Source organism: Enhygromyxa salina (assembly GCF_000737335.2).
GTDB classification, from domain to species: domain Bacteria; phylum Myxococcota_A; class Polyangia; order Nannocystales; family Nannocystaceae; genus Plesiocystis; species Plesiocystis salina_C.
In genome coordinates this window covers 1-25,591 of sequence record NZ_JMCC02000008.1, presented here as the reverse complement: position 1 = coordinate 25,591, position 25,591 = coordinate 1, and the positions used below count along the sequence as shown (strand labels likewise).

At 68.4% G+C, this 25,591-nt stretch carries 23 protein-coding genes and 1 pseudogene; 12 read left to right on the top strand and 12 right to left on the bottom strand.

Annotated elements, in window-relative coordinates; genetic code table 11:
* Positions 1-5: 5 nt before the first annotated feature.
* Positions 6-995, bottom strand: coding sequence for an endo alpha-1,4 polygalactosaminidase (locus DB30_RS03760; RefSeq protein ID WP_205632899.1), 990 nt, complete (start codon positions 993-995; stop codon positions 6-8).
* 90 nt (positions 996-1,085) lie between these two features.
* On the opposite strand from DB30_RS03760, the gene DB30_RS03750 reads away from it, so the two are divergent.
* A complete protein-coding gene (locus DB30_RS03750) occupies positions 1,086-2,627 on the top strand; it encodes a Y-family DNA polymerase (protein ID WP_052546590.1) in 1,542 nt (513 codons plus the stop codon).
* Positions 2,628-2,631: 4 nt separating this feature from the next.
* Here the strand turns inward: DB30_RS03750 and DB30_RS03745 are convergent, their stop codons facing one another.
* The 4 genes from DB30_RS03745 to DB30_RS03730 form a co-directional block, all read right to left on the bottom strand.
* On the bottom strand, positions 2,632-5,439 hold the full coding sequence (locus tag DB30_RS03745) for a serine/threonine-protein kinase (protein ID WP_052546589.1): 2,808 nt from the start codon (positions 5,437-5,439) through the stop codon (positions 2,632-2,634).
* 253 nt (positions 5,440-5,692) lie between these two features.
* Positions 5,693-6,853: a DNA methyltransferase gene (locus DB30_RS03740; protein ID WP_052546588.1), complete on the bottom strand. Its 1,161-nt coding sequence runs from the start codon at positions 6,851-6,853 to the stop codon at positions 5,693-5,695.
* Between the two features lie 155 nt (positions 6,854-7,008).
* Positions 7,009-7,593 carry a hypothetical protein gene (locus tag DB30_RS03735; RefSeq protein ID WP_052546587.1) on the bottom strand — a complete coding sequence of 195 codons (585 nt, stop codon included), beginning with the start codon at positions 7,591-7,593 and terminating at the stop codon, positions 7,009-7,011.
* A gap of 32 nt (positions 7,594-7,625) precedes the next feature.
* The gene (locus DB30_RS03730) at positions 7,626-8,879 is read right to left on the bottom strand and encodes an FG-GAP repeat domain-containing protein (protein WP_052546586.1); all 1,254 of its coding nucleotides are present in this window, start codon (positions 8,877-8,879) and stop codon (positions 7,626-7,628) included.
* 111 nt (positions 8,880-8,990) lie between these two features.
* Between DB30_RS03730 and DB30_RS03725 the strand changes: the two genes are divergently transcribed.
* The 4 genes from DB30_RS03725 to DB30_RS03710 are packed head-to-tail and all read left to right on the top strand — an operon-like array spanning position 8,991 to position 13,105.
* Positions 8,991-9,443 (top strand): J domain-containing protein, encoded by a 453-nt coding sequence (locus DB30_RS03725; protein ID WP_052546585.1) that lies wholly within the window; start codon positions 8,991-8,993, stop codon positions 9,441-9,443.
* 51 nt (positions 9,444-9,494) lie between these two features.
* On the top strand, positions 9,495-11,135 hold the full coding sequence (locus DB30_RS03720) for a 1-acyl-sn-glycerol-3-phosphate acyltransferase (protein ID WP_052546584.1): 1,641 nt from the start codon (positions 9,495-9,497) through the stop codon (positions 11,133-11,135).
* A complete protein-coding gene (locus DB30_RS03715; protein WP_052546583.1) occupies positions 11,128-12,216 on the top strand; it encodes an NAD(P)H-dependent glycerol-3-phosphate dehydrogenase in 1,089 nt (362 codons plus the stop codon). The genes DB30_RS03720 and DB30_RS03715 overlap by 8 nt, the downstream gene beginning before the upstream one ends.
* Complete coding sequence (locus tag DB30_RS03710; protein ID WP_052546582.1) at positions 12,209-13,105, top strand: phosphatase domain-containing protein; 897 nt, start codon at positions 12,209-12,211, stop codon at positions 13,103-13,105. The genes DB30_RS03715 and DB30_RS03710 overlap by 8 nt, the downstream gene beginning before the upstream one ends.
* Before the next feature lie 163 nt (positions 13,106-13,268).
* Here the strand turns inward: DB30_RS03710 and DB30_RS03705 are convergent, their stop codons facing one another.
* The 4 genes from DB30_RS03705 to DB30_RS03690 all read right to left on the bottom strand — a co-directional run bounded on the left by DB30_RS03705 (position 13,269) and on the right by DB30_RS03690 (position 16,686).
* Positions 13,269-13,754 carry a toxin-antitoxin system YwqK family antitoxin gene (locus tag DB30_RS03705; protein WP_052546581.1) on the bottom strand — a complete coding sequence of 162 codons (486 nt, stop codon included), beginning with the start codon at positions 13,752-13,754 and terminating at the stop codon, positions 13,269-13,271.
* A gap of 82 nt (positions 13,755-13,836) precedes the next feature.
* A complete protein-coding gene (locus tag DB30_RS03700) occupies positions 13,837-15,630 on the bottom strand; it encodes a hypothetical protein (RefSeq protein WP_240480156.1) in 1,794 nt (597 codons plus the stop codon).
* A complete protein-coding gene (locus DB30_RS42165) occupies positions 15,627-16,073 on the bottom strand; it encodes a hypothetical protein (protein WP_052546579.1) in 447 nt (148 codons plus the stop codon). Before DB30_RS42165 ends, DB30_RS03700 begins: the two co-directional genes overlap by 4 nt.
* An 88-nt stretch (positions 16,074-16,161) precedes the next feature.
* Positions 16,162-16,686 (bottom strand): nuclear transport factor 2 family protein, encoded by a 525-nt coding sequence (locus tag DB30_RS03690; protein ID WP_052546578.1) that lies wholly within the window; start codon positions 16,684-16,686, stop codon positions 16,162-16,164.
* 314 nt (positions 16,687-17,000) lie between these two features.
* On the opposite strand from DB30_RS03690, the gene DB30_RS03685 reads away from it, so the two are divergent.
* The 3 genes from DB30_RS03685 to DB30_RS03675 all read left to right on the top strand — a co-directional run bounded on the left by DB30_RS03685 (position 17,001) and on the right by DB30_RS03675 (position 18,626).
* A complete protein-coding gene (locus DB30_RS03685) occupies positions 17,001-17,324 on the top strand; it encodes a PilZ domain-containing protein (RefSeq protein WP_052546577.1) in 324 nt (107 codons plus the stop codon).
* A gap of 9 nt (positions 17,325-17,333) precedes the next feature.
* On the top strand, positions 17,334-18,041 hold the full coding sequence (locus DB30_RS03680) for a sigma-70 family RNA polymerase sigma factor (protein ID WP_052546576.1): 708 nt from the start codon (positions 17,334-17,336) through the stop codon (positions 18,039-18,041).
* Positions 18,042-18,104: 63 nt separating this feature from the next.
* Positions 18,105-18,626: a hypothetical protein gene (locus tag DB30_RS03675; protein ID WP_165703614.1), complete on the top strand. Its 522-nt coding sequence runs from the start codon at positions 18,105-18,107 to the stop codon at positions 18,624-18,626.
* A 68-nt stretch (positions 18,627-18,694) separates the two neighbouring features.
* Here the strand turns inward: DB30_RS03675 and DB30_RS03670 are convergent, their stop codons facing one another.
* Positions 18,695-19,333: a hypothetical protein gene (locus tag DB30_RS03670; RefSeq protein ID WP_052546574.1), complete on the bottom strand. Its 639-nt coding sequence runs from the start codon at positions 19,331-19,333 to the stop codon at positions 18,695-18,697.
* A gap of 282 nt (positions 19,334-19,615) precedes the next feature.
* On the opposite strand from DB30_RS03670, the gene DB30_RS03665 reads away from it, so the two are divergent.
* Both DB30_RS03665 and DB30_RS03660 read left to right on the top strand, forming a co-directional pair.
* A complete protein-coding gene (locus DB30_RS03665) occupies positions 19,616-21,094 on the top strand; it encodes a coniferyl aldehyde dehydrogenase (RefSeq protein ID WP_146657972.1) in 1,479 nt (492 codons plus the stop codon).
* Between the two features lie 66 nt (positions 21,095-21,160).
* Positions 21,161-21,700: a hypothetical protein gene (locus DB30_RS03660; RefSeq protein WP_146657971.1), complete on the top strand. Its 540-nt coding sequence runs from the start codon at positions 21,161-21,163 to the stop codon at positions 21,698-21,700.
* Here DB30_RS03660 and DB30_RS03655 read toward each other — a convergent pair.
* Positions 21,693-23,348 (bottom strand): hypothetical protein, encoded by a 1,656-nt coding sequence (locus DB30_RS03655; protein WP_052546572.1) that lies wholly within the window; start codon positions 23,346-23,348, stop codon positions 21,693-21,695. The genes DB30_RS03660 and DB30_RS03655 overlap by 8 nt on opposite strands.
* Positions 23,349-23,373: 25 nt before the next feature.
* Positions 23,374-24,090: a PspA/IM30 family protein gene (locus tag DB30_RS03650; protein ID WP_052546571.1), complete on the bottom strand. Its 717-nt coding sequence runs from the start codon at positions 24,088-24,090 to the stop codon at positions 23,374-23,376.
* A gap of 126 nt (positions 24,091-24,216) precedes the next feature.
* Between DB30_RS03650 and DB30_RS03645 the strand changes: the two genes are divergently transcribed.
* Together DB30_RS03645 and DB30_RS03640 are read left to right on the top strand one after the other, a co-directional pair.
* Positions 24,217-25,356, top strand: a complete 1,140-nt coding sequence (locus tag DB30_RS03645) for a DNA polymerase III subunit (protein WP_052546570.1) — start codon at positions 24,217-24,219, stop codon at positions 25,354-25,356.
* A 3-nt stretch (positions 25,357-25,359) separates the two neighbouring features.
* A pseudogene (locus DB30_RS03640) lies at positions 25,360-25,591 on the top strand (hypothetical protein); the annotation flags it as partial.

Here is a 25,591-nt window from a genome sequence, read left to right as displayed (position 1 = left end):
CCCGGTCACGCCCCGCAGGCGAGCCGCCAGGCGTCCAGATCCCACAGCTTGATCATGCTCGAGAACCCGTCGGGCACCTGCCCGCACACGCTCGCGGCCGCGGCCGGGCCTTCGCTGGGGTCATCGACATACTCGACGTGAAACACGGCCTTGCCGGCGTCCAAGAACGGCTGCAGCAGCTCGCACTCGTCGTAGCTCACGCACTCTTCATCGAGCGCCCAGTCGAACTCGTCGACCAAATCCGGGATCTGATCGAGGTCGTTCTTGAGCCCGATCGAGAGCCCGCGCGCGTGGGCCTGGGCGGCCAGGAACGAGTTGTAGTCGAGCTGATCCGTCGCCGTCAGATCATAGCCGGTCGGGTTGGTCCAGCCGTCGACGTTGTCGGGCTCGACCGCGTCGCAGCCGTTGGCCTGGGCCAGATCCAGGCGAGCCTGCATGAGCGCACGGACCTCGGCGTCGCGGATGTCGAGCCAGCGCTCACCGGGCCAGTCGTCGAGCGGGTCGCCGATCGCCGCGGGTGGGAATTGATCCGCATCGGGCCGCCAGTCTTCGTGGGAGCCGGCGCTGAAGTAGCAGATCACGACGCGACCGTCGTCGTGCAGCGCGGCGATCGTCGCGGGTGGGGTGTCGAACAGATCGATGTCGTAGGCGACGACGTCGAAGCTGGTGTCGAGGGTACCGGTCAGCTGCCACTGCCAGCTGGTCCCGGGCGTGGGGCACCAGGTCTGGCAGTCGCCGTCGCCATCCCCATCCCCATCCCCGTCGCCATCTCCATCCCCATCTCCGTCGCCATCCCCATCTCCAGGATCGCCGTCCCCGTCCCCCGGATCACCATCGCCATCGCCATCGCCATCGCCAGGATCACCATCGCCCGGATCACCATCGCCAGACGTGCCTTGCTCGGCGTCGCTCGAGTCGCCCGCGCGATCGTCGGTGCAGCTCGCCACCAAGACCAGCACCAACGCGCCCAAGCACCCCTCGAGACCACGCCTCATTCGTCCGCTAACTGAGACCACTGACATGCGTCCACCGTGCCCGGTCGCATCGCGCTTGAACACTGCTGGCGCGTTCAGTATACAGCTTCGATGTCCTCTCAGGGCCGGACCGCGGGCACAGACGAGCGCGAGCGCGTGGCCTGTGTGGAGCTCCCCGCCCTGCCCTTGCAGCTTCTGTTGCTCGATCAACCCAGCTGGCGCGAGCACCCGGTCGCGGTCGTCGAGGCCGACCGTCCGCAGGCCAAGTTGGTGTGGGTCAACGAGCACGCGCGACGCCTGCGGGTGCTGCCGGGCATGCGCTTCGCGGCCGCGCGCAGCCTCGCGCCACAGCTGCGCGCGTCGGTCATCTCGACCGAGCGGATCGAGCTGGCCGTGTCCGAGCTGTTCGGCGTGCTGCTCAATTTTTCCCCGCGCGTCGAGCCGGGTGATCTTCAGCAACCCGGCAGCTTCTGGATCGATCCCTCAGGCATGGTGCCGCTGTGGGGTGAGCTCGGCGCGTGGGCGACGGCCCTGCAGCAGGCCGTGAACGCGGCCGGGTTCGCGGCCACGGTCGTCGTTGGGTTTCACCGGTTTCGCTGCCTCGCAATCGCCCGCGGTCAGGCAGCGCGCGCCAGCGCCTGGGTCATCGCGGATCCCGGCCGCGAGGCGCGAATGGCCGCCGCCGTGTCGCTCGATCGCCTGGGTATCTCGGCCCGCCTGCGCGACGATCTAGCCGGGCTCGGCGTCCGCACCCTCGGCGAGTTCATGGCCCTGCCGGGGCCCGAGCTGCGCGTGCGGTTTGGCGTCGAGGCCGAGCGTCTGCACCAGCGCGGCAGCGACGGTCACTGGGCGCCGATGCAGGCCCGCGCGCTCGTCGATCCGGTCAACGAGCGCGTCGAGATCGATCCGCCCGAGGGCGACGTCACCCGCCTGCTGTTTCGGATCAAGCCCGTGCTCGAGCGCCTGCTCGAGCAGCTCGCCGATCGCGGCTCGGCAATGTCGGCCCTGCACCTGCGCATGCGCCTCGACCACGCGGGCGCCGTCGAGCAGCGGCTCGAGCCGGCCGCCCCAACCCTCGACACCATGCAGGTGCTCGAGCTGCTGCGGCTGCGCATCGACGCGCTCGAGCTGGCCGCGGCCGTCGAAGAGTTCACCCTCGAGCTCGAGGGCCAACGCACCGATCCCGGCCAGATCGCGCTGTTTCGCACGCAAGCGCGGCGTGATCTAGACGCCGCCGATCGAGCGCTCGCGCGCCTGTGCGCCGCGCTTGGACCCGAGGCCGTGACCCGCCCGCAGCTGCGCGCGGCCCATCTGCCCGAGGCCCGCCTGACCTACGTCCCCACCGCCCACGTGCGCTTCCCCGAGCAACGCAACATGCAGATCGAGGGCGAGCACCCCCCGCGGATCCGTCGGCTCTTGCACCGTCCCAAGCGGCTGCCTCCGCGACCGCGCCACGAAGCCGACGGCTGGTGCATCGAGCCCGAGCTTGGCCCGGTCGAGCACCTGCACGGGCCCTATCGTGCCAGCGGTGGCTGGTGGGTGCGCGAGGTCGAGCGTGACTACTACTTCGCCGAGACCCGCAGCGGCGCGGTGCTGTGGGTGTTCTACGATCGACCGCGGCGCCGCTGGTTCCTGCACGGCTGGCTGGAGTGAGCGCTCAGCCGCCACCCGAGCCGAGCGCTTCAGACCCGAGCCAGGTGTCGATCTCGGCGACCGAGTCGGCGCGCTGCAGCTCGACATAGTCCGCCCGCGCGGCGCTGGCCAGCTCACGGGCACGCTCGACGTTGGCCGCGTCCCCGCTCGCCCACGCCTTGGCGGCGAGCAGACGCGCGGCGGCGAGCTGCTCGCGCTCGCGCTCGAGCCTTGGCGCCGGCTGGGTCGACACCAACAGCTCGAGCGCGTCATCTAGCGGCTTGCGGGCGGCTTCGAACCGCTCGAGCGCGATCAGAGCTTCGCCGAGGCGGACCTGTGTCGGCGCGAGGTCAGCGACGTCGAAGCCGCGAGTCCCACGCGCACGCTCGAGGATCTTCAGGGCCTGCTCGTGCAGCTTGACCGCCTCGTCGTGCTGTTCGCGGCGCAGGTAGACCACCCCCTCTGCGTCCAGCGTCTTGGCCAGGTTGACCATCGCCCGATCCCCCTGGGCCCGAAAGATCGCCCGCGCGCGCTGATGCTGGCGCAGCGACTCTTCATAGCGCCCGAGCTCACCCAGGCTCACGGCCAGCGCCGCGCTCGCGTAGCCGACGTCGAGCGAGCCGCTGCCGAACACCTGCTCGAGCACGACCAGCGCCGCCTCGTAGCCGGCGACCGCGTCGGCGTGACGGCCCTGCCGATCATCGATGGTCGCAAGCTCGAAGCGGACCGCGGCGACCTTGGGGTGCTGCTCACCATAGCGGCCAATCCACAGCTGCTGGGCGTGCTCGAGCGCGGACCGAGCCTCTGCGTAGCGCCCAAGATCACGCAAGATCACGCCAAGCGTGGCGTGCAGCTGGGCGAGCTCGATCGGCGGCAGCGCGTCGGGCTCTGCCTCGGCGGCCGAGATGCTCTCGATCGCGGCCCGAATTTGCTGCTCGGCTCGATCGAGCTGGCCATCCGCGACCGAGGCCAGCGCCTCGACGCCGTCGAGCTCCGCGTACTCGATCGCGGTGCCGTGCACACGATCCAACACGGCCCGCGCCTCGCGGATGTGGCGGCTCGCGGAGCGACCGTCGCGGGCCTTGGCGTCGACCCGCGCGAGCGCGATCAGGATGCCGCCACGCAGGCGATCGGCCCCGGCCCGCTCGGCCGCGAACTCGGCCTCTTCGAGCAGCGGCGCCGCGGCCTCGTGCCCGCCCGTTGCCATCGCGATCTGGGCCTGGGTCAGCAGCGCGGTGGCCAGGCGGGTCTGATCTTCGAGCTCGCGGGCCTTGTCGACGCAGGTCTTGGCCAGGCGCAGGGCCTCGTCGAACGCCCCGGTCATCTCGAGGCTGTGCGCGCGGTAGAGATCGCGATCGAGCAGCTGAAGCACGGCCTGCTCATCTTCGCTGCCGGTCGCCGTCTCACCTTCGGGCCACGGCCCGTCCAGCTCGATCGCGGCCGCCTCACAGCTGCTCAGCGACGGCAGCTCGACCACCGCCTCGCGTGCGCGCGCGAGGGTCTCGGCCTTGGTACCGCTGATGACGTCGACGAGTTCGTCAAACTCGGCCCGCTTGCGATTCAGACACACGCTCCGCCTGTCGAGCATCCACGGCGACTGCGAGCCGTTGTCGGTCGCCTCGCAGGACTCACGATGCATGGCCGCCCAGTCGTGCGCCCACGCGCCGAGCTTGGCCTCGACCTCGGGCCCGATCTCTTGGGCCCACGCGGCGTCGACCTTGGCAAACGCCGCACGCACCCCGTTGACCCGCTCCTCGTTCCAGACCTTGGCGATCTCGTCGGCGCCGCTGGTGCAGCGTGACGCCGGCTCGACCGGGTCCGTGCGCCCAGCGTTGGCGAGCACCACCCCCGTGATCATGAGCGCGACCACGGCGACCGACGCCACCGACCACTGCACGATCGTGCGCAGCTTGTGGCTGGGATCGCGACCGAGCTCCGCGAGCAGCTGGCCCATGTTCTCCCAGCGTCCGTCGGGATCGGGATCCAGCCCGCGCAGCAGCGCCCAGCGCAGCCAGTTTGGCACCGAGGCGCGCTTGGGTGCCGGCCCGACCCGCCCATCTGTGACAGCGAGCGCCAGCTCGAGCCGAGTCTTGGCCGCGAACGGCATCTCGCTGTAGAGGGCTTCGTACAGCGCCACGCAGAACGAGAACTGGTCGGCGCGGTGATCGAGGGGCTTGCCCAAGTGCTGCTCGGGGGACATGTACGCGGGCGTGCCAGCCTCGCGCTCGCGGCGTTCGCTTGGGTCGCGGCTGCCGTCGATGCGCCGGGCAAGCCCGAAGTCCAGCACCCGTACGCGGCCGTCTGCGCCGACCAATACGTTGTCGGGCTTGAAGTCGCGGTGGACCAAACCAGCCGCGTGGGCGGCCTCGAGACCACGTCCGGCCTTGGTGAAGGCACCCAGTAGCTCCTGCCAGGTGCGCCCTGGCACCCGCATCCACTCGGACAGGGGCACGCCCTCGACGAACTCCATCGCAATGAACACCCGACCGTCGATCGTGCCGACGTCGTGCACGCTGATGACGTTGGGGTGGTTGAGCTGGGCCATCGCCTTGGCCTCGGCCAACATGCGCTGCGACGCCCGCTCGGCCTGGGCCGGATCGTCGCCGCGCTGGTGCATCAGCTTGAGCGCGATCCGCCGATCGAGGTGCGGATCATAAGCGCCGTAGACGACCCCCATCCCGCCGGATCCCATGTGCGCCAGGACCACGTAGCGACCGAGCTTCGCCCCCGGTTCGAAGTCAGCTTCGCCCGGCGAAATCTGGCCACCAACGAGCGTGCCACTCTCGGGCTCCTTCTCGTTTGGCTCGGTCCACCTGAGTTCTTCGCTGTCCAACGGGCCTCCGGGACTTCCTCTGAGCTATCACATCACGCGACCAAATGGGCGACCGCAGCGCGCATTTGCGGGTGAAGTGCTTGGGGCAAAACGCACCGCGTGGGCTCTGTGGTCACACCCAGCCGTAGCACAATGCCGGAGGCATGCGGCTGGACCGCTTCTCACCGGCTTGCGAACCGTATTCGTGGACGGCTTCACCTGTATTCAGCTCGGCCGAGGACGGCTTCACCGTGGGCAGCCAACTGCGTTAAAATCAGCCGCGCGGGCCGGCAAAGTCGACCCGTCGCAGCGCGACCAGGTGCTCGCGGCGCGGCGGGCCACCGCGCCAATCGGGCCGGGGCTGCGATGCAGCGGCCAAAAACTCGAGCTCGGCGGCTGGCGCCAGACGCTCGAGCTGCGAGTCGGCCGCGATTCGCTCACCGCCCAGCTCCGCGTCGCCAACCAGCAGCACGGCCACCGCGTCGGGTCGCAACAGCTCCGCGATGGATCCCAACACCGCGGTCATTTCGTCGTCCCAGCGCGCGCGTGACCCTGCTCCGCCGTTGCCGCGCGACAGGTAGCGGCGCGCGCCGATCTCTTTTTCGCGCAGCTTCTTGGGGCTGATCCCCAACCAGGCGTGGCGGCGCGCGTGGTGGTGCAGGTAGTCGTAGGTCCCGCCGTAGGGCGGCGAGGTCAGCACCAGATCGCAGCGATACTCGCCGGCCAGCGTGCGCGGCAACCTGCGCGCGTCCGACAGCACGAAGCGCGGCAGGTGGTGCGGGCGCGGGATCGCGGCCGACAGCTCGGCCCACGCGGCGGCGAGCTCTTCACCCTTGCGCACGAAGAACTCGGTGACCAGGCCCTTGCGCAGGCGCTTGTCAGTGGTGCGCGCCGCGGTCTCGGATCGCTGCCGCGAGAACTTCACGACGATCGCCGAGAACACCATCTCGAGCGCGAGCCGGTCACGCTCGTCGTCGACTTTGCGGATCTCCTCGAGCAGACCGGCGAGCTCCTTGAGCACATGCACCTCGTACCAGCGCCGCTCGTCCGCGGAGATCTTGGCCTGCACGTCGTCGCGGTCGCGGACCCGAGCCGACGAGGCCGCGCCGATCGCCGCGAGCCGATCCAAGAACCGGGCGCGGGTCTTGGGCCCGCGCCGCTCCGTCTTGACCCTGGCCAGGCGCAGCGCCAGCGGATCGAGGTCGCTGCCCAGCGCCCGCCACCCACTGATCAGCGCCTCGACCGCGACCGTTCCGCTGCCGCAGAAGGGATCGAGCACCTCCGACCCGGGCCCGACGCTGAGCTCGCGCAACAGCACGCGCGCGACCGCGGGGTGCATGCGCGCCGGGTAGGCATGAAAGCCGTGGATCAGCTCCGAGGGCTCGTCGAGATCCTGGGCTCGCAGCGCCTCGACCAGCGGGAATCGAAACGCCATGTCACCGCGGGCCTCGACCGGCCCGCCGACGTTGGACAGCGCCTGTCGATCGCCCGCCCGAGGGTCCGTCCGATTGCCCGCCCGTTTGCCTGCCCCACCGCCTACCATGCTGGCGGGACTGTGCGTGAACGACCTCGCCTGCGCAAGCCCAGCGACTACTCCAGGGTCTCCGGCGCAAACTGGGCGATGCACTTGGCGAACATGTAGTCCGGGTGGGCTTGCAGCAGCTTGGCGTCCGCCTCTGTGAAGTCCTCGGCCGTCACGCCCTCGATGACCTCGATCATGCAGTCGGTCGCAGGGACGCTCTGCAGCTTGGCGCACTTGGCCATCTGCACGCCGAGGTTCTTCTTCTTGTGATCGAAGAAGTCGAGCTGCGCGCCATCGTCGTCAAAGTAGACGACCTGGATCCACTTTTCGTAGATCACGATCAGCGAGTCGCACGCCGCCTCGAGGTTCTTCGAGGGCTTGTCGCCCGCCTTGACCAGCCGGGCGGCGATCTCCTCGAGCTTGGCGGTCTCGGCCGCCTCTTGCTCGGCCTTCTCCTTGAATGCCTTGCGACGCGCCTCGGCGGCCTTGGCGTCGGCCTCTTTGTTCTTGTCGTCGTTGCCCGCGCCGAGCATCGCCGCGCCCGCGGCCTCGAGGTCGTCGCGCTTGGCTTCCTTGCCCGAATCACAGGCCGTGACAGCAGGCAGCGTGAGGCAGCAGGTCAGCACGGATCCAGCGATCAACCGGGCTCGCATGCGCGGAATGTACCGCGAGTGCCCGCCCCCACTCAACCTGCGCCCGTCAACATCACGGCCACGTGGCCTGCGCCAAACACGGCCACGGCGAGGTCGCTGCGGCCGTCGCCGTCGAGGTCCGCGGCCGCGAGATCGAAGGGTGCGTCCCCAACATGGAAGTCGATCGGCGAGCCGTACCCGCCCGCGAGTGACGGGTAGACGGTGATCGTGTCGGCGCCCGAGTCCGCGCTGATCAGGTCGAGCCAGCCGTCGCCGCTGACGTCGGCGGCGAGCACCGCGTAGGGGTTGGGCCCCACGGCCCACGACTGCGCAGGGGCGAAGCCGCGGTCGCCAAGATTTCGAAGGGTCGAGATCGTGTCGCTGTCATGATCGGCGGTGAGCAGATCCGGCAGCCGATCGCCGTCGAGATCCGCGATCGCGATCCCGCGCGGGCCGGCCCCCACGTCGTGCGCTTGGATCGGCGCGAACCCGCCAAGGCCGTCCCCCCAGACCACGCTCACGCTGGAGTCGGTGCGGTTGACCGTGACGAGATCCAGCGCGCCGTCGGCGTCGAGATCCGCGAGCGCGAGGTCGTAGGGCTCGGCGCCCACGGCCACCGTCGAGCTCACCGGCACCCCGCCCATGCCATCGTTGAGCAGCACGTAGACCGTGTCGCCAGACTCGTCGACGACCGCGATGTCCAGCCAGCTGTCAGCGTCGATCAACCCAACCGCGATCGAGCGTGGGGTTGCGCCGGTCGACGCGAACGGGGTCGGTCCAAAGCTGCCTGTGCCGTCGCCGTAGCTGACGCCGGTCCCGGCTGGCGTGAACACGTTGACGAAGCCGAGATCCGTGAAGTCGTCCTGATCGAAGTCGCCCGCGGCGACGCCACGCACCCCCAACCCGACGCCGCTCACCACCGGATCCTGGACGAACTCGCCGCCCCCGAGCCCCAACACCACACGGACACCAGACGCCGAGACGCTCGACACCACCAGATCGAGCTGTGGATCCGCGTCGATGTGATCGATCAACACCGTCGTTGGCGGCGCGCCCAGATCCAAGAAGCCGCCGCTGTTGAAGCACACGTCGCCGGCGACGGGCGCGTCGCAGGGGTCCGGCTCGTCGCCGTCGCCGTCGCCGTCTCCGTCGCCGTCGCCGTCGCCATCTCCATCTCCATCTCCGTCGCCATCCCCGTCCCCGCTCTCACTGCTGGCGCTGGTCTCGTCATCGACCGTAGCAGGCGGGCTCTCGCATCCGGTGACGGCCAGACCTGCCCAAACAAACGACGCCGCGGCACGCTTCACAGGCAGGAAAGTTAGTTTCACGCGGTGACAATGCCAGTTTTCAACGACGTTGCCAACCCAACCGACCCGTCCGTGTCGGGCCCGCTCTGCGGGCTATAATCGCGGACGAACATGGTCTTCGTCGACTACTACGAGCTGCTCGAGGTCCACCCGCGAGCCAGCAGCGCCGAGATCAAGGCGGCCTACCGGGCCCGGATGGTCCGCGATCACGCCGATCAAAACCCCAACGACCAAGCCGCCAACGAGCGGATGATCCTGCTGTCTCGGGCCAAGCAAGTCCTGCTCGACGAGCAGCGACGCCTCGCGTTCGACCGCGACCACGCCCGCTGGCACGCCGCCGCGCAGTTCGGCGCGGCCCCGCCACGCTGGAGTGGCGGACCGGCTCCCGCCGCCGACGCGAGCGATCACGCCGGCCGCCACGGCCAGGTTCACGTCGATCTGCGCGACGTCTCGATCAGCCGGTTGATCGTGGGTGTTGGCGTGGCGGCGGTCGTGACGGGCCTGAGCTTCGCGGCCAAAGCCGTGGCAGATCGCGCGAGCCGCAAGCGTCGTCGGTGGCTGTGACGCTGATGTTTGTCGGCGCGGGCTGGCCAAACTGTCCTATGCTCGCCGCTCATGCTCAGCGCCGACGAGGTCGCCAAGCTCGTGTCCGAGGTGTCCGAACGCGTGATCACGCGGGTCGGAAGCCGCTCGCTCGCCGAGACCCTCGACGAGACCTTGTGGTGGGAACAAGAGCGCCTGCGCGGCCAGGATCCCACCGACGAAGAGACCCTCGCCGACAAGCAGTTCTACGCGGACGTGCATCGCCAGATGCAGCACGCGACGCCGCTCGAGCAGCGCCGGCTGCTGGTCCAGATCGTGGATCGCTACACCCACGAGATCGCCGGCAACTTCTCGCCAACCGTGTACAAGTTCGCGGCCAAGGTCGCCCCGCCAATGCTCAGCGCGCTGCTCACCGGCTTGTCACCGCGGCGCCTGTTTGGCCGCGAGGCCATCCCCCGCCTCGATCAGCACGTGATCATCGAGGGCGAGACCGCCAACCTCGAGACCCTGCGCGAGCGCGGCACCCTGATCGTCACGCCCACCCACAGCTCCAACCTCGACTCGCTCTTGATCGGGTTCGCCGTCCACGAGCTCGGCCTGCCGCCGCTGACCTACGGGGCCGGGCTCAGCCTGTTTCGCAACCCGATCGTCGGCAAGTTCATGCACAACCTCGGGGCCTACACGGTCGACCGACGCAAGCGCGACCCGCTGTACAAGCGGACCCTCAAGGCGTTCACCGCCGTCTCGCTCGAGTTCGGGCAGGACAACCTGTTCTTTCCAGGCGGCAGCCGCAGCCGGTCTGGGGCGATCGAGCGTGGGCTCAAGAAGGGCCTGCTCGGCTGCTCGGTCTCTGCCTACCGAAACAACCTGATGCGGGGCAAGCCAAACCCCGACATCTACGTGGTCCCGTGCACGATCTCGTATCCGCTGGTGCTCGAGGCCTCGACCCTGATCGAAGACTGGCTGGCCGAGGTCGGCAAGTCTCGCTACATCATCGTCGACGACGAGTTCTCCCGGTGGGAGCGCTGGCTCGACTTCTTGCGGGGAATTTTCGCCCTCGATCTCAAGATTCACATTCGGTTTGGCCAGGCCCTGGATCCGTTCGGGAACCCCGTCGACGCCCAGGGCAACTCGCTCGATCCCAAGGGCCGGCAGATCTCGGCGCGCGGCTACCTTCAGGTCAACGGCGAGGTCGTTGAAGATCCGGCCCGCGACGCCGAGTACACCCGCGAGCTCGAGCAGCGGATCTTGACCGAGTTCTCGCGGCAGAACGTAATCCACCCAACCCATGTGCTCGCGTTCGCCTGCTTCGAGCTCCTGCGTCGGGCCCAGCCAGGGGTGGATCTGTACCGGCTGTTGTCGTCAATCGGCTCGGGTCGGTCCGAGCAGAGCTTGGCGCTGCCGGAGGTCGAAGAAGAGATCGAGGCGCTGCTCGAGCAGCTCGAGCAGCGCAGCGCCGCCGGCCAGATCCGCCTGAGCAGCGTAATCACCGAAGCGATCACCAATGACGACGTCGCGGTGCTGCTGCGCGCCGCCTTGCGCAGCTTCGGCACCTACCACCCCAAGCCCGTCGTCGAGCGTCGTGGTGTGCGCTTGCACGTATGCGACGCCAAGCTGCTGTTCTACTATCGCAACCGCCTCGATGGCTACGGGCTCCGCGACGCGCCTGCGCTCGCGAGCTTCGCCAGCCCGGGGGGAGCACGACATGTCTGACGAACAAACGGCCCAAGTCTCGGTGTTGGGGGCCGGCAATTGGGGCACCACCGTCGCCCACCTGATTGGCCAAAACGGGTTCCGGGTCAAGCTGTGGGCGCGCAAGCCCGAGCTCGCCAACGAGATCAACCAGCTGCGTCGCAACTCCCGCTACATCTCGGGCCTCGAGGGGGTCCACCTGTCCCACAACATCGAAGCGACCTCGAGCCTCGCAGAGGCCGTGCGTGGGGTCCCGCTGATGTTCATCGTGATCCCTTCGCAGGCGTTTCGCAGCGTGTGCGAGCAGCTCGGTGAGCTCGTCGATCCCTCGCAGCTCGCCGTGCACGCAACCAAGGGGCTCGAGCTTGGCAGCCACAAGCGCATGACCCAGATCATGCTGGAAGAGACCTGCCTGCGCCGGATCGGGGTGCTCTCGGGCCCCAACATCGCCCGCGAGATGATCGAGGGCAAGCCGGCCGGGACCGTGGTCGCCTCGCGCTTTCCTCGGGTCATCGAGCTCGCCCGCGATCACCTCAAGAGCAAGCAGCTGCGCGTGTACGGCAACACCGACGTGATCGGCGTCGAGCTTGGCGGCACGCTCAAGAACATCATCGCGATCGCGGCCGGCATGGCCACGCAGATGCAGCTGGGCGAGAACGCCAAGAGCCTGCTCATCACCCGTGGGCTGTCCGAGATCGCCCGGCTCTCCGTCGCGCTCGGGGCCGATCCCATGACCTTCTCTGGGCTCGCGGGGATCGGCGATCTCATGGTCACCTGCGCCAGCCCGATCAGCCGCAACCACCGGGTCGGCGCGGCGCTGGCCCGCGGCATGAGCCTCACCGAAGCAATCGACTCGCTGGGCATGGTCGCCGAGGGCGTCAAGGCCAGCCAGATCGCGTTTGAGCTGACCTGCGAATTGAACATCCGCTCGCCGCTCATGCATGGGGTCTATCGGGTCGTGCACGAGGGCCTCGATCCTCGCGCCGCGCTGTCCGAGCTCATGAACGCCGCGGTCCAGGACGACATCGATCCCTCGCTGGTCCGCGCGGCGACCGGGTCGGCGCCCGGCACCGGATCCGTATCGCGGGGTCCCCATGGCTGATCGAGAGGCCCCCGAGTATGAGCTGATCCGTGCGCCCTTCCCCATGGTCCGCAAGCTGCAGCGGACCTTGCCAAGCGACTACGACGGCCCCGCGTTCATCTGGGACATCGACAAGACCTGGCTCGACACCCGCATCTCGCAGGTCAAGGGCATGCTCAAGATCCCCTTCGAGTTCGCCGTCGACAAGCGGGCGCTGCCCGGCACGACCGCGCTCTTGCACGCCTTGCGCGGGGGCCCCAGCGACCGCGCGCACCGGCCCCTGTTCTTCATTACGGCCAGCCCGCCGTTCATCCGCAAGGCGATCGAGCGCAAGATGCTGATCGACGGCGTCGAGTTTGACGGGATCACCTACAAAGATCAGCTCGAGGTGTTTCGGCGGCGCGAGTTTGGCAGCCTGCGTGAGCACACCGCGTTCAAGCTGGGCGCGCTGCTGCTGCTCGCCCAGGCGTTCCCCGAGCGCACAAAGATCTACATGTTCGGCGACGACGCCGAGCGCGACGCGTTGATCTACTGCATGTTCGCAGACATCTGCGCGGGCCGGCTGCGCGGGGACAAGCTCGTCGCGACCCAGGTGAAGCTTGGGGTCCTTCAGCACTACGCGCGGGACGTCGCCGCCCTCGCCGAGCAGCTCCCCGTCCACGAGCGCGTGCTGGGCATCCACATCAACTTGGTGCGCGAGCCCGACGGTCGCCGGGTGCTGGGCTACGATGATCGCGTGCTGGGCTACCCCAGCGCAGGCGCGGCCGCGCGGGTGCTGTACGAGCGCGGGCTAATCAGCGCGCGCGGGCGCGACCGCGTCGAGCAAGTCGAGGGCGCGGGCGAGGTCGTGTTTGGCCAAGCCGCGCGCGATCCCAAGGGCTGGTGGACGCCCCCGGATCAGCTGGCCTGACTAACCTGATTAGGTGGCCTGATTAGGTGGCCTGATTAGGTGGCCTGATTAGGTGGCCTGATTAGGTGGCCCGATCAGGTGGCCCGCTCAGGGGTTCATGCAGGCAGCTTGCGCCGCCTCGTAGCTGGCGCCGCAGTCGGTCTGGGCCGTCGACTCGAGCTGCTCACCCCGCGGTCTCGTCGAGCCCCCAGCCAGGCGGGTGCTCGACGAACTGCCAGGTCTCGACATCGATGTCGACGACCTTCCATGTCATGCGGGTACGCGCCCGCAAGAGTCGCTTGTGCTCTGTGCTGTCTGGGGAAAGATCGTAGGTCTCGACGAGGGCGCCGCCTTCCCCGTAGCGTCGCCTGCGAACGAGTACACCGCACTCCCAGTAATCATCCACCCGCAGCAACCCGCGTTCGTCCCACTCACGCCAGGGGCCGTTGTTGCCGCAGTTGAAGAACCTCTCGGACTCCAGCTTGCCGCTCGGGTACCATTTTCGCCAAACACCATACTTGCGGCCCTGATCAAAGCCAGCAAGTGCAAGGAGCCCCCCCGACTCGTACCGCTCGAATGCGATGCCGCTGTAGAGGCGACCCTCGAGCAAGACATCGCCGACGCCATCGTCGGAGACGTCGAGGTCGTCAAAATCGTTCTTCTTTAGCACGACGAGTACGGGGGGGCGTGACGTTCACGCCCCCCCGCGACCCCGCATCGGATGTCTCATTCACCCGGGTAGGGTGAATGCATCAGAGGCAGGTCGAGTTCCAGGGTCCGTTGCAAGCGCGGACCTGCGAGAAGTCGTAGGTGCCGAACTTGCCGGAGGGGTAGGTGTCGTCCATCACGACGAAGTTGGCGATGACCAAGTTGTTGTCGGTGTCGGTGATCGTGATCTCGGTTTGGTCGTTGGCGTAGAGCACTTCGACCCCGTAGGTCACGCCGTGGACCCAGCCTTGCATGGTCGTCTCCTCGGGGGGCATCAGCACGGTCTGGTTGGCCGTGTCGGTGATGCAGGCGAAGTCGGTTGGCGAGTAGGGATCCACGCGATTGAAGCGCTTGACCGTGATACCAGCCGGGCTGTCGCAGCCGAAGATGAACTGATAGGCCTGCTTCCATTGCAGCATGTAGTACTGGTCGGAGTTCTGCCAGCCCCACACGAAGCCGATGTAGTCGTCGTCGTCGACCGGCGGGTTGACGATCATCGTGCCGGTGATGCGCGCGTTCTCGTGCACCGTCGGGCACACGTAGGCGGTCGCATCGGAGTTGGCGTCCGTGCACGTCGTGGTGTTCATGTTGGAGAACGAGTGCGGTGCCGGTGCGCCGAGGAAGCCGACGGCCATGCACTCGGCGTCCATGCCACCGAGCACCCACGGGCGATCGATCAGGTGCACGGTGATCTGGTCACTGCCCACGTTGCCCGAGCCGTCGGTCGCCGTCGCCGTGTAGGTGGTGATCTCCGTCGGCTGCGCGATCGGGCTGGGGCTCATCGCGTCGTCGAGGGTCATCTCGTGGTCCCACAGCCACGTGTAGTTGCCGTCGCCGCCCCAGGCCATGGCGTCGAGCTGCGTGCCCATGCCGAGGTTGGTGTCGGCGCACGACGGTGACGTGTCGACGCACACGACCCGCATCTCGTTGCCGTCGTCACAGTCGCGCCCGACAACGACGCCCTCCGGGGGCATCTCGCCTGCGAAGTCGTCGCCCCAGCCGTCGTCGTCGGCGTCGAGCATGCAGGCGTCGGGATCGTCTAGATCGGCCGCGCCAACGAAGATGAAGGGGTTCGTGTCGTCGCAGTCGTCGTCGTTATCAACGTAGAACTCGGGCGGCAGCTCGCCCGGCGGCACGCCGATGCACATGTCCTCATCACCCTTGCCGTCGCTGTCGTTGTCGGCGCACCACAGCGTGCACATAAAGACCTCGATGTCGCCGTCATTGCAATCCGAGCCGGCCGCGATGCCCTCTGACGGCATCTGCTCGCCGTAGCCGTCTTCATCTTCGTCCTGCATGCAGGCCATGGGGTCGTCGAGCTCGGCCGCACCCGGGAAGGTGAAGATGTTGCTGTCGTCGCAGTCGTGGCCGGGCACGGCTTCCGGCGAGCTCGGCATGTCATCGCCCCAGCCGTCATTGTCGGCGTCGGTCATGCAAGCGTCGATCGGATCGTCGAGCTCGGCCGCACCGGGGAAGGTGTTGGGATCGGCGTCGTCGCAGTCGGTGGCCATGTCCTCGGGCACGGTGCCGGCCGGGGGCTCCTCGCCCACGGGTACCTCCGTGCAGTTGTCGGGATCGCCAAAGCCGTCTGCGTCGGTGTCCTCACACCAGGTCGCCCCTTCGCCTTCCTCGGCGGTCTCTTCCGCCTCTGCCTCGGCGGTCTCTTCCGCCTCTGCCTCGGCGGTCTCTTCCATCTCTGCGCCGGTTGCGGTCTCTTCGGCAGTGCCCGAGTCGTCGGCACCCGTCTGGTTGTCACACACGGCTCCGGCTTTGCCGCGACCGTCGTCGAGGCAGGGGTCACCGCACGCGGTCAGCCATGAGGTGGTCAGGCAAATCAATCCGAGGGTTCGTCGTCCGTTTTGAAGCATGTGATGATGTCCTTGCAAGGGTAGGTGTCGGCACCTTGTCGCACGGATCCCTTTTTGAAGCTGGCAAAAAATTGCGGCAGAGATGCCAAATTTCCGTTGCCAAACCGGCCCGTTGGTAGGGTCGCTGACCTCGGTTGGGAGGATCGCCCGCCCAAGGACCGGCGAAGCGGCAGCTCCAGATGATCAGCCCCCGGCCAGGTCTCGACGCCGCAGATGCGCCCGCTGCCGTCGCAGATGTGCAGCGACTCACGCTCGAGGTCCAGCGTACCGTTGGCGCGCTCGCGGTAGATCTCGAGCGGGCCGACGAGCTTCGCCGCGTGCAGGATCTCGTCGGAGTAGGCGCTGCCGATCCCGTCGAACACCCGCGGATCCGTGAGCGCGCGCTCGAGCGTGTGGTTGCCCGCCCGCAACACCGCGGCGAACTGCGCGAGCGAGAGGGTCGGGACGCCCGACGCTGGGACCCGGCATCCGTCAGCTGCAAAGGTGCGCTTGCGGTTGCGCTCAGAGCCCGCGGACGATCAGCCAGTTGTCGCCTTCGCGGACCAGCTCGAACTCCGAGTGATCCATGACCCGGGCGAAGGTTGGCGACGCGCGGGCCTCACCGAACGAGTCGAGCAAGGGCTTGAAGCGGAAGCTCGCGTCGATCCAGACCCGAACGACCGCTCGATCGCCGACACCTTGGACCTCGAGGTAGTCGATCGTGAACCGGATCGAATCGAGCTGCGACAGCCGCCGACGCAGGATCGACCCCAGCTCGTTGTAGGTGGTGTCGTCGCTGGGATCGTCGGTCCCCGCGTGATCGTAGTAGGTTGGGTGCGCGGTCGAGAGCACCGCCGCTGCGTCGCGTGAGACGAACGCGGTCCGGTAGCGCTCGAGCACGGCGATGATCTGCCGGTTGTCTTTGGTGTCGGGGACCTCGGTGCCGGGGATCGTGGGCGACCCCTTGCAGCCCCCGAGCATCACGGTTGCCGTGACCGTGGCCGCGACCGGAACGGCTGGCGAGAGCGCCATCAACATCGCGAACACCGATGCGACACGACGGGAACGAGTAGGACAATCAACCTCGTGAACCGGCGAGGTCACGGGGGTGCGGGGACGAACGTGCGCGGGAGCTGACATCGTGTCGGGGGTCGGGTGGGCCGAAGCCGGACTGCCATCCCGCGCTGCTGCAAGCAAGCGACCAGCATGGTCCCCCGAAAAACATTGCATTTTCAAGCAGTTCCAGTACTGGCGTCAGGTTCTTGGTTTGACGAACTGACATTCGAGCGGGCGTTGTGGGTCAGGTCGTCATCGCGTCATGAGCGCATGTCACTCGCGCGCAGGACGGTTATCATGGCGGCGTGAGTGACGAGGCCCGCGTCCACCCTCGCCTGCGGCTCAACGTGAGCGCCGATGTCATCGGTGACGAGGTCATGCTCGCGCATCCCCTCGACGACATCTCGCTGGGCGGCTGCCGGTTCGCCGCGCCGGCCTGGGAGCCAGAAGGTCGCGAGCTGCAGCTGGTCCTCGACTTTCAGACAAGCAACGCGAGCATCCCCGTCGGCGGGGTGGTCGTGCGGGCCACCGAGCGCGACATGGGCGTGCGCTTCCATGACATCACGGACGAGCAAAAGTGGGCGTTGCGCAAGCACCTGCGCGAGACCCAGACCCGCTACCAAGGCTAGGAGCCCCGCATGAGCCCGCCGTTGAACGACGAGCAGGCCGCGAGGGTCGAGCGCCACGCCGCCCTCGTCCAGACGATCGCGCGGCGTGTGTCTCACAGCGTCGGCGTCATGAGCGTCGAAGAGCTCGAGAGCATTGGCAATGAGGCGTTGGTTCGCTCGGCGATGCGCTACGACCCATCGAGCCCGGCCAGCTTCGCGACCTTCGCCAACTACCGGGTCCACGGGGCCATGATCGACGAGATCCGCAAGCGCACGCCCGGTCGCCGCAAGAAGCAGCGGGCGCTGCGACGACTGGCCACCACGCAAGCGCTGCTGGCCCAAGCCGCCGAAGATCAAGACGCACAGCGAGCCGCCGGCCAGCGTCAGACCTTGGAGGAGCGGGTCGAGTCGGCCCGGGAGTTGGTCCGGCGGGCGGTGATCTCGGTCCGGCTCTCCGAGCCGATCAGCCTCGGCGACGCGGCCGCCACCGCCGAAGATCCAGATCCCGAGCAGCTGCTGCTCGACGCCGACGCGCGCGCCCGGATGTGGAGCCTCGTCAGCGAGCTCGAGCCGGACGAGCGGCTGATCATCGAGGGCCTGTACACGAAGGACACCACGATGCAGGAGCTCGCCGAGCGGCTCGGGACCAGCATCGCCACGATCTCGCGGCGCCACGCCAAGCTGCTGGCGCGACTGGCCAAGCGGGCCCGCGCCCAAGAGTGGATGCCTTCGTCGTGAATGGTTTCGGCTCGGGTTGGTCGGTTTCTTGGTGATGCGCGGCATCTGCTCGAAGCTGCGTCCGTGTGCCGCGTCACTAGGATCTGCAGCTGGACCTTGATGACTGCGCTGGTGGTTCTCAGCGTTGGCTGTGAGGCGCCGGCCCGCCCGGTCCAGGAGCGACGCCGGGCCGACAAGCGCAGCCTGTTCGCCGATGCGAGCCTGGTTCCCACCCGCGAGGGCGAGCGTATCCGTCGCGAGTTGGCGCTCGCTGGCGAGCTCACGACCGCGCTCGAGCTGTTGGAGTTTGGCCCCGTTCACGTGGATCTCGAGCTGCGAGCCGAGCACGGCAGCGCGGTCGTGGTCGCGCAGCCCCCTGCCCACACCGACGCCTCCGTTGAACAACTCGAGGCCGAGGTCGCCGAGCTGGCCGGGGCGATCGTTCCGGAGCTGGCGCCCAATCAGATCCACGTGTGGCTGCGACCGCGTCCCGAGCCGCCTGCGCCCAAGCGTGATCGATCGTGGGCGCTGACGCTCGCGTGCCTGGGGCTTGGCTTGAGTCTCGGGGTGACCCTCGAGCGCGTGCGTATGCGTCGGCTTGCTTAGGACCTCAGCTGGTCATCCGCAACAACAGAGGACGACCTGGTTAGGGTGACGAGCGCGCGACCGACGAATCAGGGCCAGCCGCACAGTCCCGCGGTGCAGGACATCCCGCTCGGGCAAGTCTGGCCCCCCGAGCAGTCGAGATGGCAGGCACCGATCGCTCCATCGACGCACACGGGTACGGCGTCGCCGTTTGGGGCAGGGTCGCACTCGGACGCGTCAAAGCAGCCCGTCGTGCAGGTCCGAGTCTCGCCGACGCAGGTCACTGCCTGTCCCCCTCCAAACCCGGCGCACTCCCCTATCGAGTTGCACGGCCCCGAGTACTGGCCACCATCGGGCCACTCGGGTAGCTCCTCGATCGGCGGGTCCTCACCCGTGCCTGTGCCCGAATCGTCGCCGCAGGCCTGCTCCTCGCTCGCAAACACCATGCACGCCGCGAAGCCCTCGTAGAAGCAGTTTGGCAGGAACTCTCCCCCGTCCCACTGCGACCGGCACGTGGTCCAGAAGTCCGACGAGGCGAGGTTCCTCGCCCCGCGCAGGACTTCGACGGCGCCCTCGGGCAGATCGACCTGCCGCCACTCGACGATGCCGCCAGCGAACACGTCGTAGGTGTGTCGGCCGAGGTTTGATCCGAACGGGGCCGCGCTCGCCGGGAGTGGTCCGCGGTCCGAGCCGAATGGGGGTCGTGCCTGGATCGGTGCGGCGAGCATGATTGTCCGCGCATAAATACCGACGCGTGGGGCCACGGTTGAGGAATCCGCCACTGATCAGCGGCGCTGGCACCCCTATCTCGATCGGGTGCATCGCCGGCGAAGACGGCGAGGCCACCGTTGGGGGTCCGCCGGGTGACTCGACACGTCGCCGGCCTTCGGCAGCGCTCGCGCGGCCCGCCGACTGAACTCGCCGCTGCGCCCGCCGAACACCGTTTTGCGTCGACCTTGGGTCCGTGCCACCATCGCGGCGCTGGCCCGTCAGCCGCCGTCAGAGGTCCCATGTCCGTGCAAGCACTGCGCCGCGAGTCCCCACCGTCGATCACCGCCGAGCAGCTGAACTCGACCCTCGAGCTGCAGCGCGCCGCCTTCATGAACGAGGGCCCGCCGGGCTACCGGGTGCGGCGTCATCACCTCGAGCTGCTGCTGCGCCTGGTGCTGGACAATCAAGATCGGATCGCCGCAGCGATCGCCGTCGACTTTGGAGCCGACGGAGCCGACGGAGCCGGCCGCTCGACCGACGAGACGCTGCGGGTCGAGATCATGCCGACCGTGTTCAGCATTCGCCACGCGATCAAGTGCCTGCGCAGCTGGATGCGACCAAGCCGACGCAGCACCCACTGGGCCACCTGGCCGTCGCTGGCGCGGGTCGAGTACGTGCCGCTTGGCGTGATCGGTGTGATCGCGCCCTGGAACTACCCGGTGTCGCTGTCGCTCGGTCCGCTCGCGGCCGCGCTCGCGGCTGGCAACCGCGTGATGATCAAGCCCTCGGAGCTGACGCCAAAGACCTCGGCGCTGCTGGCCGAGCTGATCGCCAAGAGCTTCACCCCCGAGCACGTCACCGTGTGCACGGGCGGGGTCGAGGTCGCCCAGGCGTTCTCTTCGCTGGCCTTCGATCACCTGTTGTTCACCGGCTCAACCAGCATTGGTCGGCTGGTCATGCGGGCCGCGAGCGAACACCTGGTGCCCGTGACCCTCGAGCTCGGCGGCAAGTCGCCCGCGCTGATCGACCGCGACGCCAAATTTGGCGCAGGGGTAGGCTCGCTGCTGCTGGGCAAGCTCTACAACGCCGGCCAGACCTGCATCGCGCCGGACTACCTGCTGGTCCACAGCTCGAAGGTCGACGACGTCGTCCAGCAGATCCGCACCCAGGCCGCGAGCATGTACCCGCGGCTGGCGGACAACAGCGAGTACACGGCGATCATCAACGCGCGCCATCGCGAGCGGCTGCTGGGCTACCTCGAAGACGCCCGGGAAAAGGGCGCCACGCTGCTCGAGATCAACCCCGGTGACGAGTCGCCCGAGCGCTTCGCGGAGGCCAACAAGATCCCGCTGACGCTGCTGCTCGACGTCGACGACTCGATGCGCGTCATGCAAGACGAGATCTTCGGCCCGCTGCTGCCGATCAAGACCTATACAGATCTCGACGAGGCGATCGACTACATCAACGCCCACCCACGCCCGCTCGCGGCCTACGTGTACAGCGAGTCGGCGAAGACGATCGATCGCTTTGGTCGGCGCGTGGTCTCGGGCGCGCTGTCGATCAACGCGACCGCCGTGCACTTTGCCCAAGACGAGCTGCCCTTCGGCGGCGTCGGCCACAGCGGCATGGGCCAGTATCACGCACGCGAGGGGTTCTTGACGTTCAGCCATCAAAAGGCCGTGTACCGGCAGCTGCGACCCAACCTGATGCACCTCGTCGCCCCACCCTACGACGGGGCGCTCAAGCGCCGCCTGATCCAGTTCCTGATCGGAAACTGACTGGGGGGCCATATTGGTTAGCCATTTGACTTGATGCGCGGGGTGCCATGTGTAAAATGGGTGACCGTGAATACCTTGGATCGGATCGTACGAGTCCTTCCTCTGGTCCTCCCGCTCGCTCTGGTCGCGCCCCTGGTCTCCCCCACTCAGGTTCAGGCGGCGGCACAGAACGGCGAAGACGGATCAGACAGTGAAGAGCAGACCTATGACTACGGCGCGCGCGTCAAGATAGAAGTGCGCATGGAAGACGGCACCGTCGTCAAGCATCGCGGCGAGATGCGTAGCTTCGGCAACGAGTGGCGCTTCGAGTTCGACGGCGCCGACCACCACCACGCGCTCACGCTCAACGCCTCGGGTGAAGAGGGCGACAAGAAGCTCGAGGTCACCTTGGCCTACGAGCGCGACGGCATGGCCGTCATCGCGCCCTACAAAGACACGTACCCGGTGCGCAAGCGCCAGTCGCTGTGGACCCAAGACGGCAAGCTGGCGATCGCCTTGACCTTCATCCCGACCAAGTTCGAGCGCGAAGACACCTCGCGTGACGACAAAGAAAAGATCGATCCCGGCGACAGCGACGATCCGCTGGGCGGCAACCTGTTCAAGTAGGGCTGGCCAAGTCCTTGCTGCGACCCGGGGTGCGCTTGCCGGCGTGGACCCGGGGCTCGTAGACCTTTTCGATGTAGTTCAGATTGCGCTCGGTCTTGGGGTGAGCCTGGACCGAGCGTGGAATCGCTACCGTTGGCACCAGCGCGCCGAGCCCCGCCCCGAGCGCGAAGCTCAGCAACAGGGCCGCGCGTGGCCGCTCGTGCCCGCGCAGCAGCGCCCATCCGAGCCCGCCCAGCCCCACGGCGATCGGCAGGGCCAGCGTGAAGGTCAGACCGCCGCGAAACCAGGTGGGGATGCCATAGGGGCCGAAGCCATCCCGCCACAGGGGCAGCAATACAGCGCCGAAGGGCTCGGCGATGTTGGTTGGATCCAGGTGCGGCCACAGGGTGGCGGCGAGCGAATTGGCGATCAACGACCAGCTCGCCGCGGCGCCGAGCAGGCCGATCGCCACGCCGCGCCGCCGCGCGCTGTCGAGCTCGAGCCCCCAGGCGATGTACTCGGCGATGCCCAGGATCAGCATCGGCAGAGCGACCACGAGATAGCGCGGTCCAACCCGCCACCCGCCTTCGAACGACAGCCCCAGCCCCACGAACACGACCACGACGAAGATCGCCAGGTGCAGCCTGGCTTCGCGCCGCGTCGGGCCCGGCCGCCACGCGAGCGCGCCCAGGCCCACGCACGCGATCACGACCAAGGGCGACCACACCAACAGGCCGGTGTTGGGCGAGAGCAGATGCGTGAGGACGTTGGACCAGCGCGGCGCCCCGAGCCCGAGCAGACCCTGGCCGTGCAGCTGGGCGAAGCCTGGATCCGCCGCGTGGTGGTAGCCGGTTGCCCACGCAGATCCAAACGCTGCGCGCTGGTAGATCGACAGCGCGATCACGGGGACCAGCGCGCAGCCAAGGGCGATCGCCGCCAGCGTGGTGCCCGAGCGCCGCGCCGCGCGGACCCGCCGATCGCGGAGGATCGGCCACACGAACATGAGCGCGATCGGGAGCCCCGCGAACGCGGCCCCATACTCGACGGTGATCGCCGCCGACGCGAGCACGGCCCCCACCCCGACCACGCGCGAGGAGCCTCGCTCGACGCCACGCTCGAGCGCCAACACCCCCGCATACAACAGACAAGCCGCGAGCGCGTGGCCGTAGAACAGCCGGGCGTACACGAACATCGGCGTCCCAAACACGAACAGCGAGATCGCGGCCGCGCTGACCGGGGCCGAGTACGACTGACGCAGGCGCCCCCAAGCCAAGCCCACGATGATCAGGACGGGCACGACGCCGGCCAACAGCCGCGCCCACCAGGTGAATTCGCGCAGCGTCGGCGGCTCGGCGCCGAGCCGCGCGATGACGTACGCCACCGCCCCGACCACGCTCGCGCCCGGTGGCTTGTTGGGATACAGCCGATCGTCGATCGGGCTGCGCGCGACGTCGGGGCCCGTTGGAATGCCGCGCCGACTCGGCCCATCGATCGCCCACTCGCCGTGCTCGACCAGGCTCATCGCCTGCAACAAGCGCGGGAGCTCGTTGGCGTTGCGGACCTGCTCGAAGTAGGGGAACGCGGCCAGCAACACCAGCGCGACGGCGCCGAGCAGCGCGGCGAGCTGCCAGCGCGGCGTGGCGACGGACGTGCTCGGCGACAGGCTCACGGGGAGTTTAGAAGGGCCGCGGCGATCAGTCTTTGCCCTTGTTGAGCGCCTTGGGCCGCTCCCCCGCGATCTTGGCCTTGAGCGCCGCGAGCTCGTCGTCGAGCTCGCTGCTGCCCTCGAGCTTGCGCAGCTCGGCGTCGATTCGGGCCTCTTCGGCGCGCCCCTGCGAGGTCTCGGCGTGGACGTCGTTGAAGGCCTCGAGCTGGGCGATCTTGTCTTCGATCGCGTCGATCCGCGAGGTCTGAGCCATGCCGACCCCAGCCGCCGAGCTGCCGCCCCCCTTGGCCGCGCGGGCCTGAGCCATGAGCGTGCCGCGGCGGAGGTTGAGCGACTTGAGCTTGGCCTTGGATGTGGCGATGTGATCGCCCATGTCCTCTACCAGCTTGGTCTGCTCGACCAGGCCCGTCTGCATGTCCCTGCGCTCCTGCCCGATCTCCACCTTGCGCTCGAGCGCGGCGCGAGCCAGGGTCTCGTCGCCGAGCTTGACGGCCTGCTCCGCCCGCGCGACCCAGCCTTGCTCCTTCTTGTCGAGCTCGGCGATCTTGCGCTCCATCATTTTGCGCTCGACCACCGCTTGCTTGAGGTCGGCCTCGGCTTGTTTGATCTCGGCGCCGAGGTCGTCGAGCATCAGCGCGAGCTCCTGACCTGGATCGCTGATCGAATCCATCGCGTCGTTGACCGACGACGAGATCGCGCGGCGCATGCGGGTGAAAAGGCCTGGTTTGCCGTCTTCGCTGCTCATCGGGGTCTCGGGCGGCCGGCGCGGCCGGCTGGCGCTCAAGTGTGACCGGCCGCGCTTTGCGTCGCAAGCGGCCGCGAAACGCCACCCGGCTGTCAACCCGCACCAGGCTTGCGCTACGCTGCGCGGGTGAGTCAGGACCACGGGTTCCCGGGCGTCGTCGGCCACGCACGGGTCACGGACATGCTGTCGCGGGCGATCGAGCGCCAGCGCCTGCACCACGGGCTGGTGTTCTGTGGTCCGCGCGGGATCGGCAAGGCCACGCTCGCGCGCGGGCTCGCCTGCGCGCTGATCTGCGACGTGGCCCCGGCCCGCGGCTGCGGCAGCTGTGACGCCTGCCGCCGGCTGCTCAGCGGCCGGCACACCGATCTTCGCCGGCTCGAGGGCCAAGGCAAGACCAACACGATCGCGGCGGAGCCCGCCCGCGAGGTCGCGCTGCGAAGCCAGCACGCGCCGTTCGAGGCCCGCGCCCACGTCATCATCATCGACCCGGCGGATCGCATGCACCCGCGCGCGGCCGCGGCGATGCTCAAGTCGATCGAGGAGCCCAGCGCCGGGGTCTACTGGACGCTGATCGGCGCCAACCGCAGCGACATCCTCGACACGATCCTGAGCCGCTGCATGACGATCCCGCTCGAGGGCCTCTCGCTCGCGGACACCCGCGCCGTCGTGCTCGCTGAGCTCGCGCGGGATCCAAGCGCCGAGGCGATCGACGACGCGCGTCGCGAGCTGGCGATCTCGCTGGCCGATGGGAGCCCCGGCGTGGCCCTGGAGCTGCTGCGCGACCCCAGCCTCGAGCCCACCCGCGAGCTGCTGGCCGCGACCTTGCGGGCGCTCGAGCTCGGGCCGCCCGCCGTGTTCTCTGGCGACCGCTCGCCGCTGTGGTCCGCCTGGAATACCGCCGTGCTCGCGACCCCAGATCCCTCGGCCGAGCAAGACGAGGGCGACGACGGCGAGGACGAGGTCATCGTGGTCAAGTCCAAGCGCAAGCCCAAGAAGAAGTCCAAGAAGTCCAAGTCCAGCAAGTCCGACTCCAAGGCCACGCCCGCCCGCCAGCGGGCCATGGCCGGGCGCCTCGCAGAGCTGTGGCTGCTGCACCTGCGCGAGCTCCTGCTCGGCCGCGAGGGCCTGCGCGGGATGCCGCGGCTGCAGACAGATCCACGCATGGCTGGCCACATGCAGACCATTCAGCAGTTTCAGACCAACCTGGCGCGCAACCCCAACGTCCGCCTCAACTTCGAGCAGCTGCTGCTGTCGCTGGGGTCTTAGGGCATGGCAGAGCTGACCCTCGCGGCCGCGCTGCGCGACGCCACGGCCGACCACCCAGAGGTTCGCAGCGTCGCGATCCGCAGCTTGGCGACCGCGCTGCTCGACGAGCTTGGCATGCGTCCGCCGGTCTGGTGGGATCTCGTCGAGCACGCGCAGCGCGACGCGGTCGCGGCCGCGCTCGAGCTCGCCTGCGACGACCCGGCCCCCCAGAACGCAGCCCTGGCCCGGGTCGTCA

What these genes read in the sequence shown, in the direction of transcription:
- DB30_RS03650 (WP_052546571.1), bottom strand. Translation starts at nt 24,090, where the DNA reads ATGAGCAGCGAAGACGGCAAACCAGGCCTTTTCACCCGCATGCGCCGC.
- DB30_RS03740 (WP_052546588.1), bottom strand. Translation starts at nt 6,853, where the DNA reads ATGGCGTTTCGATTCCCGCTGGTCGAGGCGCTGCGAGCCCAGGATCTC.
- DB30_RS03720 (WP_052546584.1), top strand. Translation starts at nt 9,495, where the DNA reads ATGCTCAGCGCCGACGAGGTCGCCAAGCTCGTGTCCGAGGTGTCCGAA.
- DB30_RS03665 (WP_146657972.1), top strand. Translation starts at nt 19,616, where the DNA reads ATGTCCGTGCAAGCACTGCGCCGCGAGTCCCCACCGTCGATCACCGCC.
- DB30_RS03670 (WP_052546574.1), bottom strand. Translation starts at nt 19,333, where the DNA reads ATGCTCGCCGCACCGATCCAGGCACGACCCCCATTCGGCTCGGACCGC.
- DB30_RS03715 (WP_052546583.1), top strand. Translation starts at nt 11,128, where the DNA reads ATGTCTGACGAACAAACGGCCCAAGTCTCGGTGTTGGGGGCCGGCAAT.
- DB30_RS03680 (WP_052546576.1), top strand. Translation starts at nt 17,334, where the DNA reads ATGAGCCCGCCGTTGAACGACGAGCAGGCCGCGAGGGTCGAGCGCCAC.
- DB30_RS03760 (WP_205632899.1), bottom strand. Translation starts at nt 995, where the DNA reads ATGAGGCGTGGTCTCGAGGGGTGCTTGGGCGCGTTGGTGCTGGTCTTG.
- DB30_RS03710 (WP_052546582.1), top strand. Translation starts at nt 12,209, where the DNA reads ATGGCTGATCGAGAGGCCCCCGAGTATGAGCTGATCCGTGCGCCCTTC.
- DB30_RS03725 (WP_052546585.1), top strand. Translation starts at nt 8,991, where the DNA reads ATGGTCTTCGTCGACTACTACGAGCTGCTCGAGGTCCACCCGCGAGCC.
- DB30_RS03750 (WP_052546590.1), top strand. Translation starts at nt 1,086, where the DNA reads ATGTCCTCTCAGGGCCGGACCGCGGGCACAGACGAGCGCGAGCGCGTG.
- DB30_RS03735 (WP_052546587.1), bottom strand. Translation starts at nt 7,593, where the DNA reads ATGCGAGCCCGGTTGATCGCTGGATCCGTGCTGACCTGCTGCCTCACG.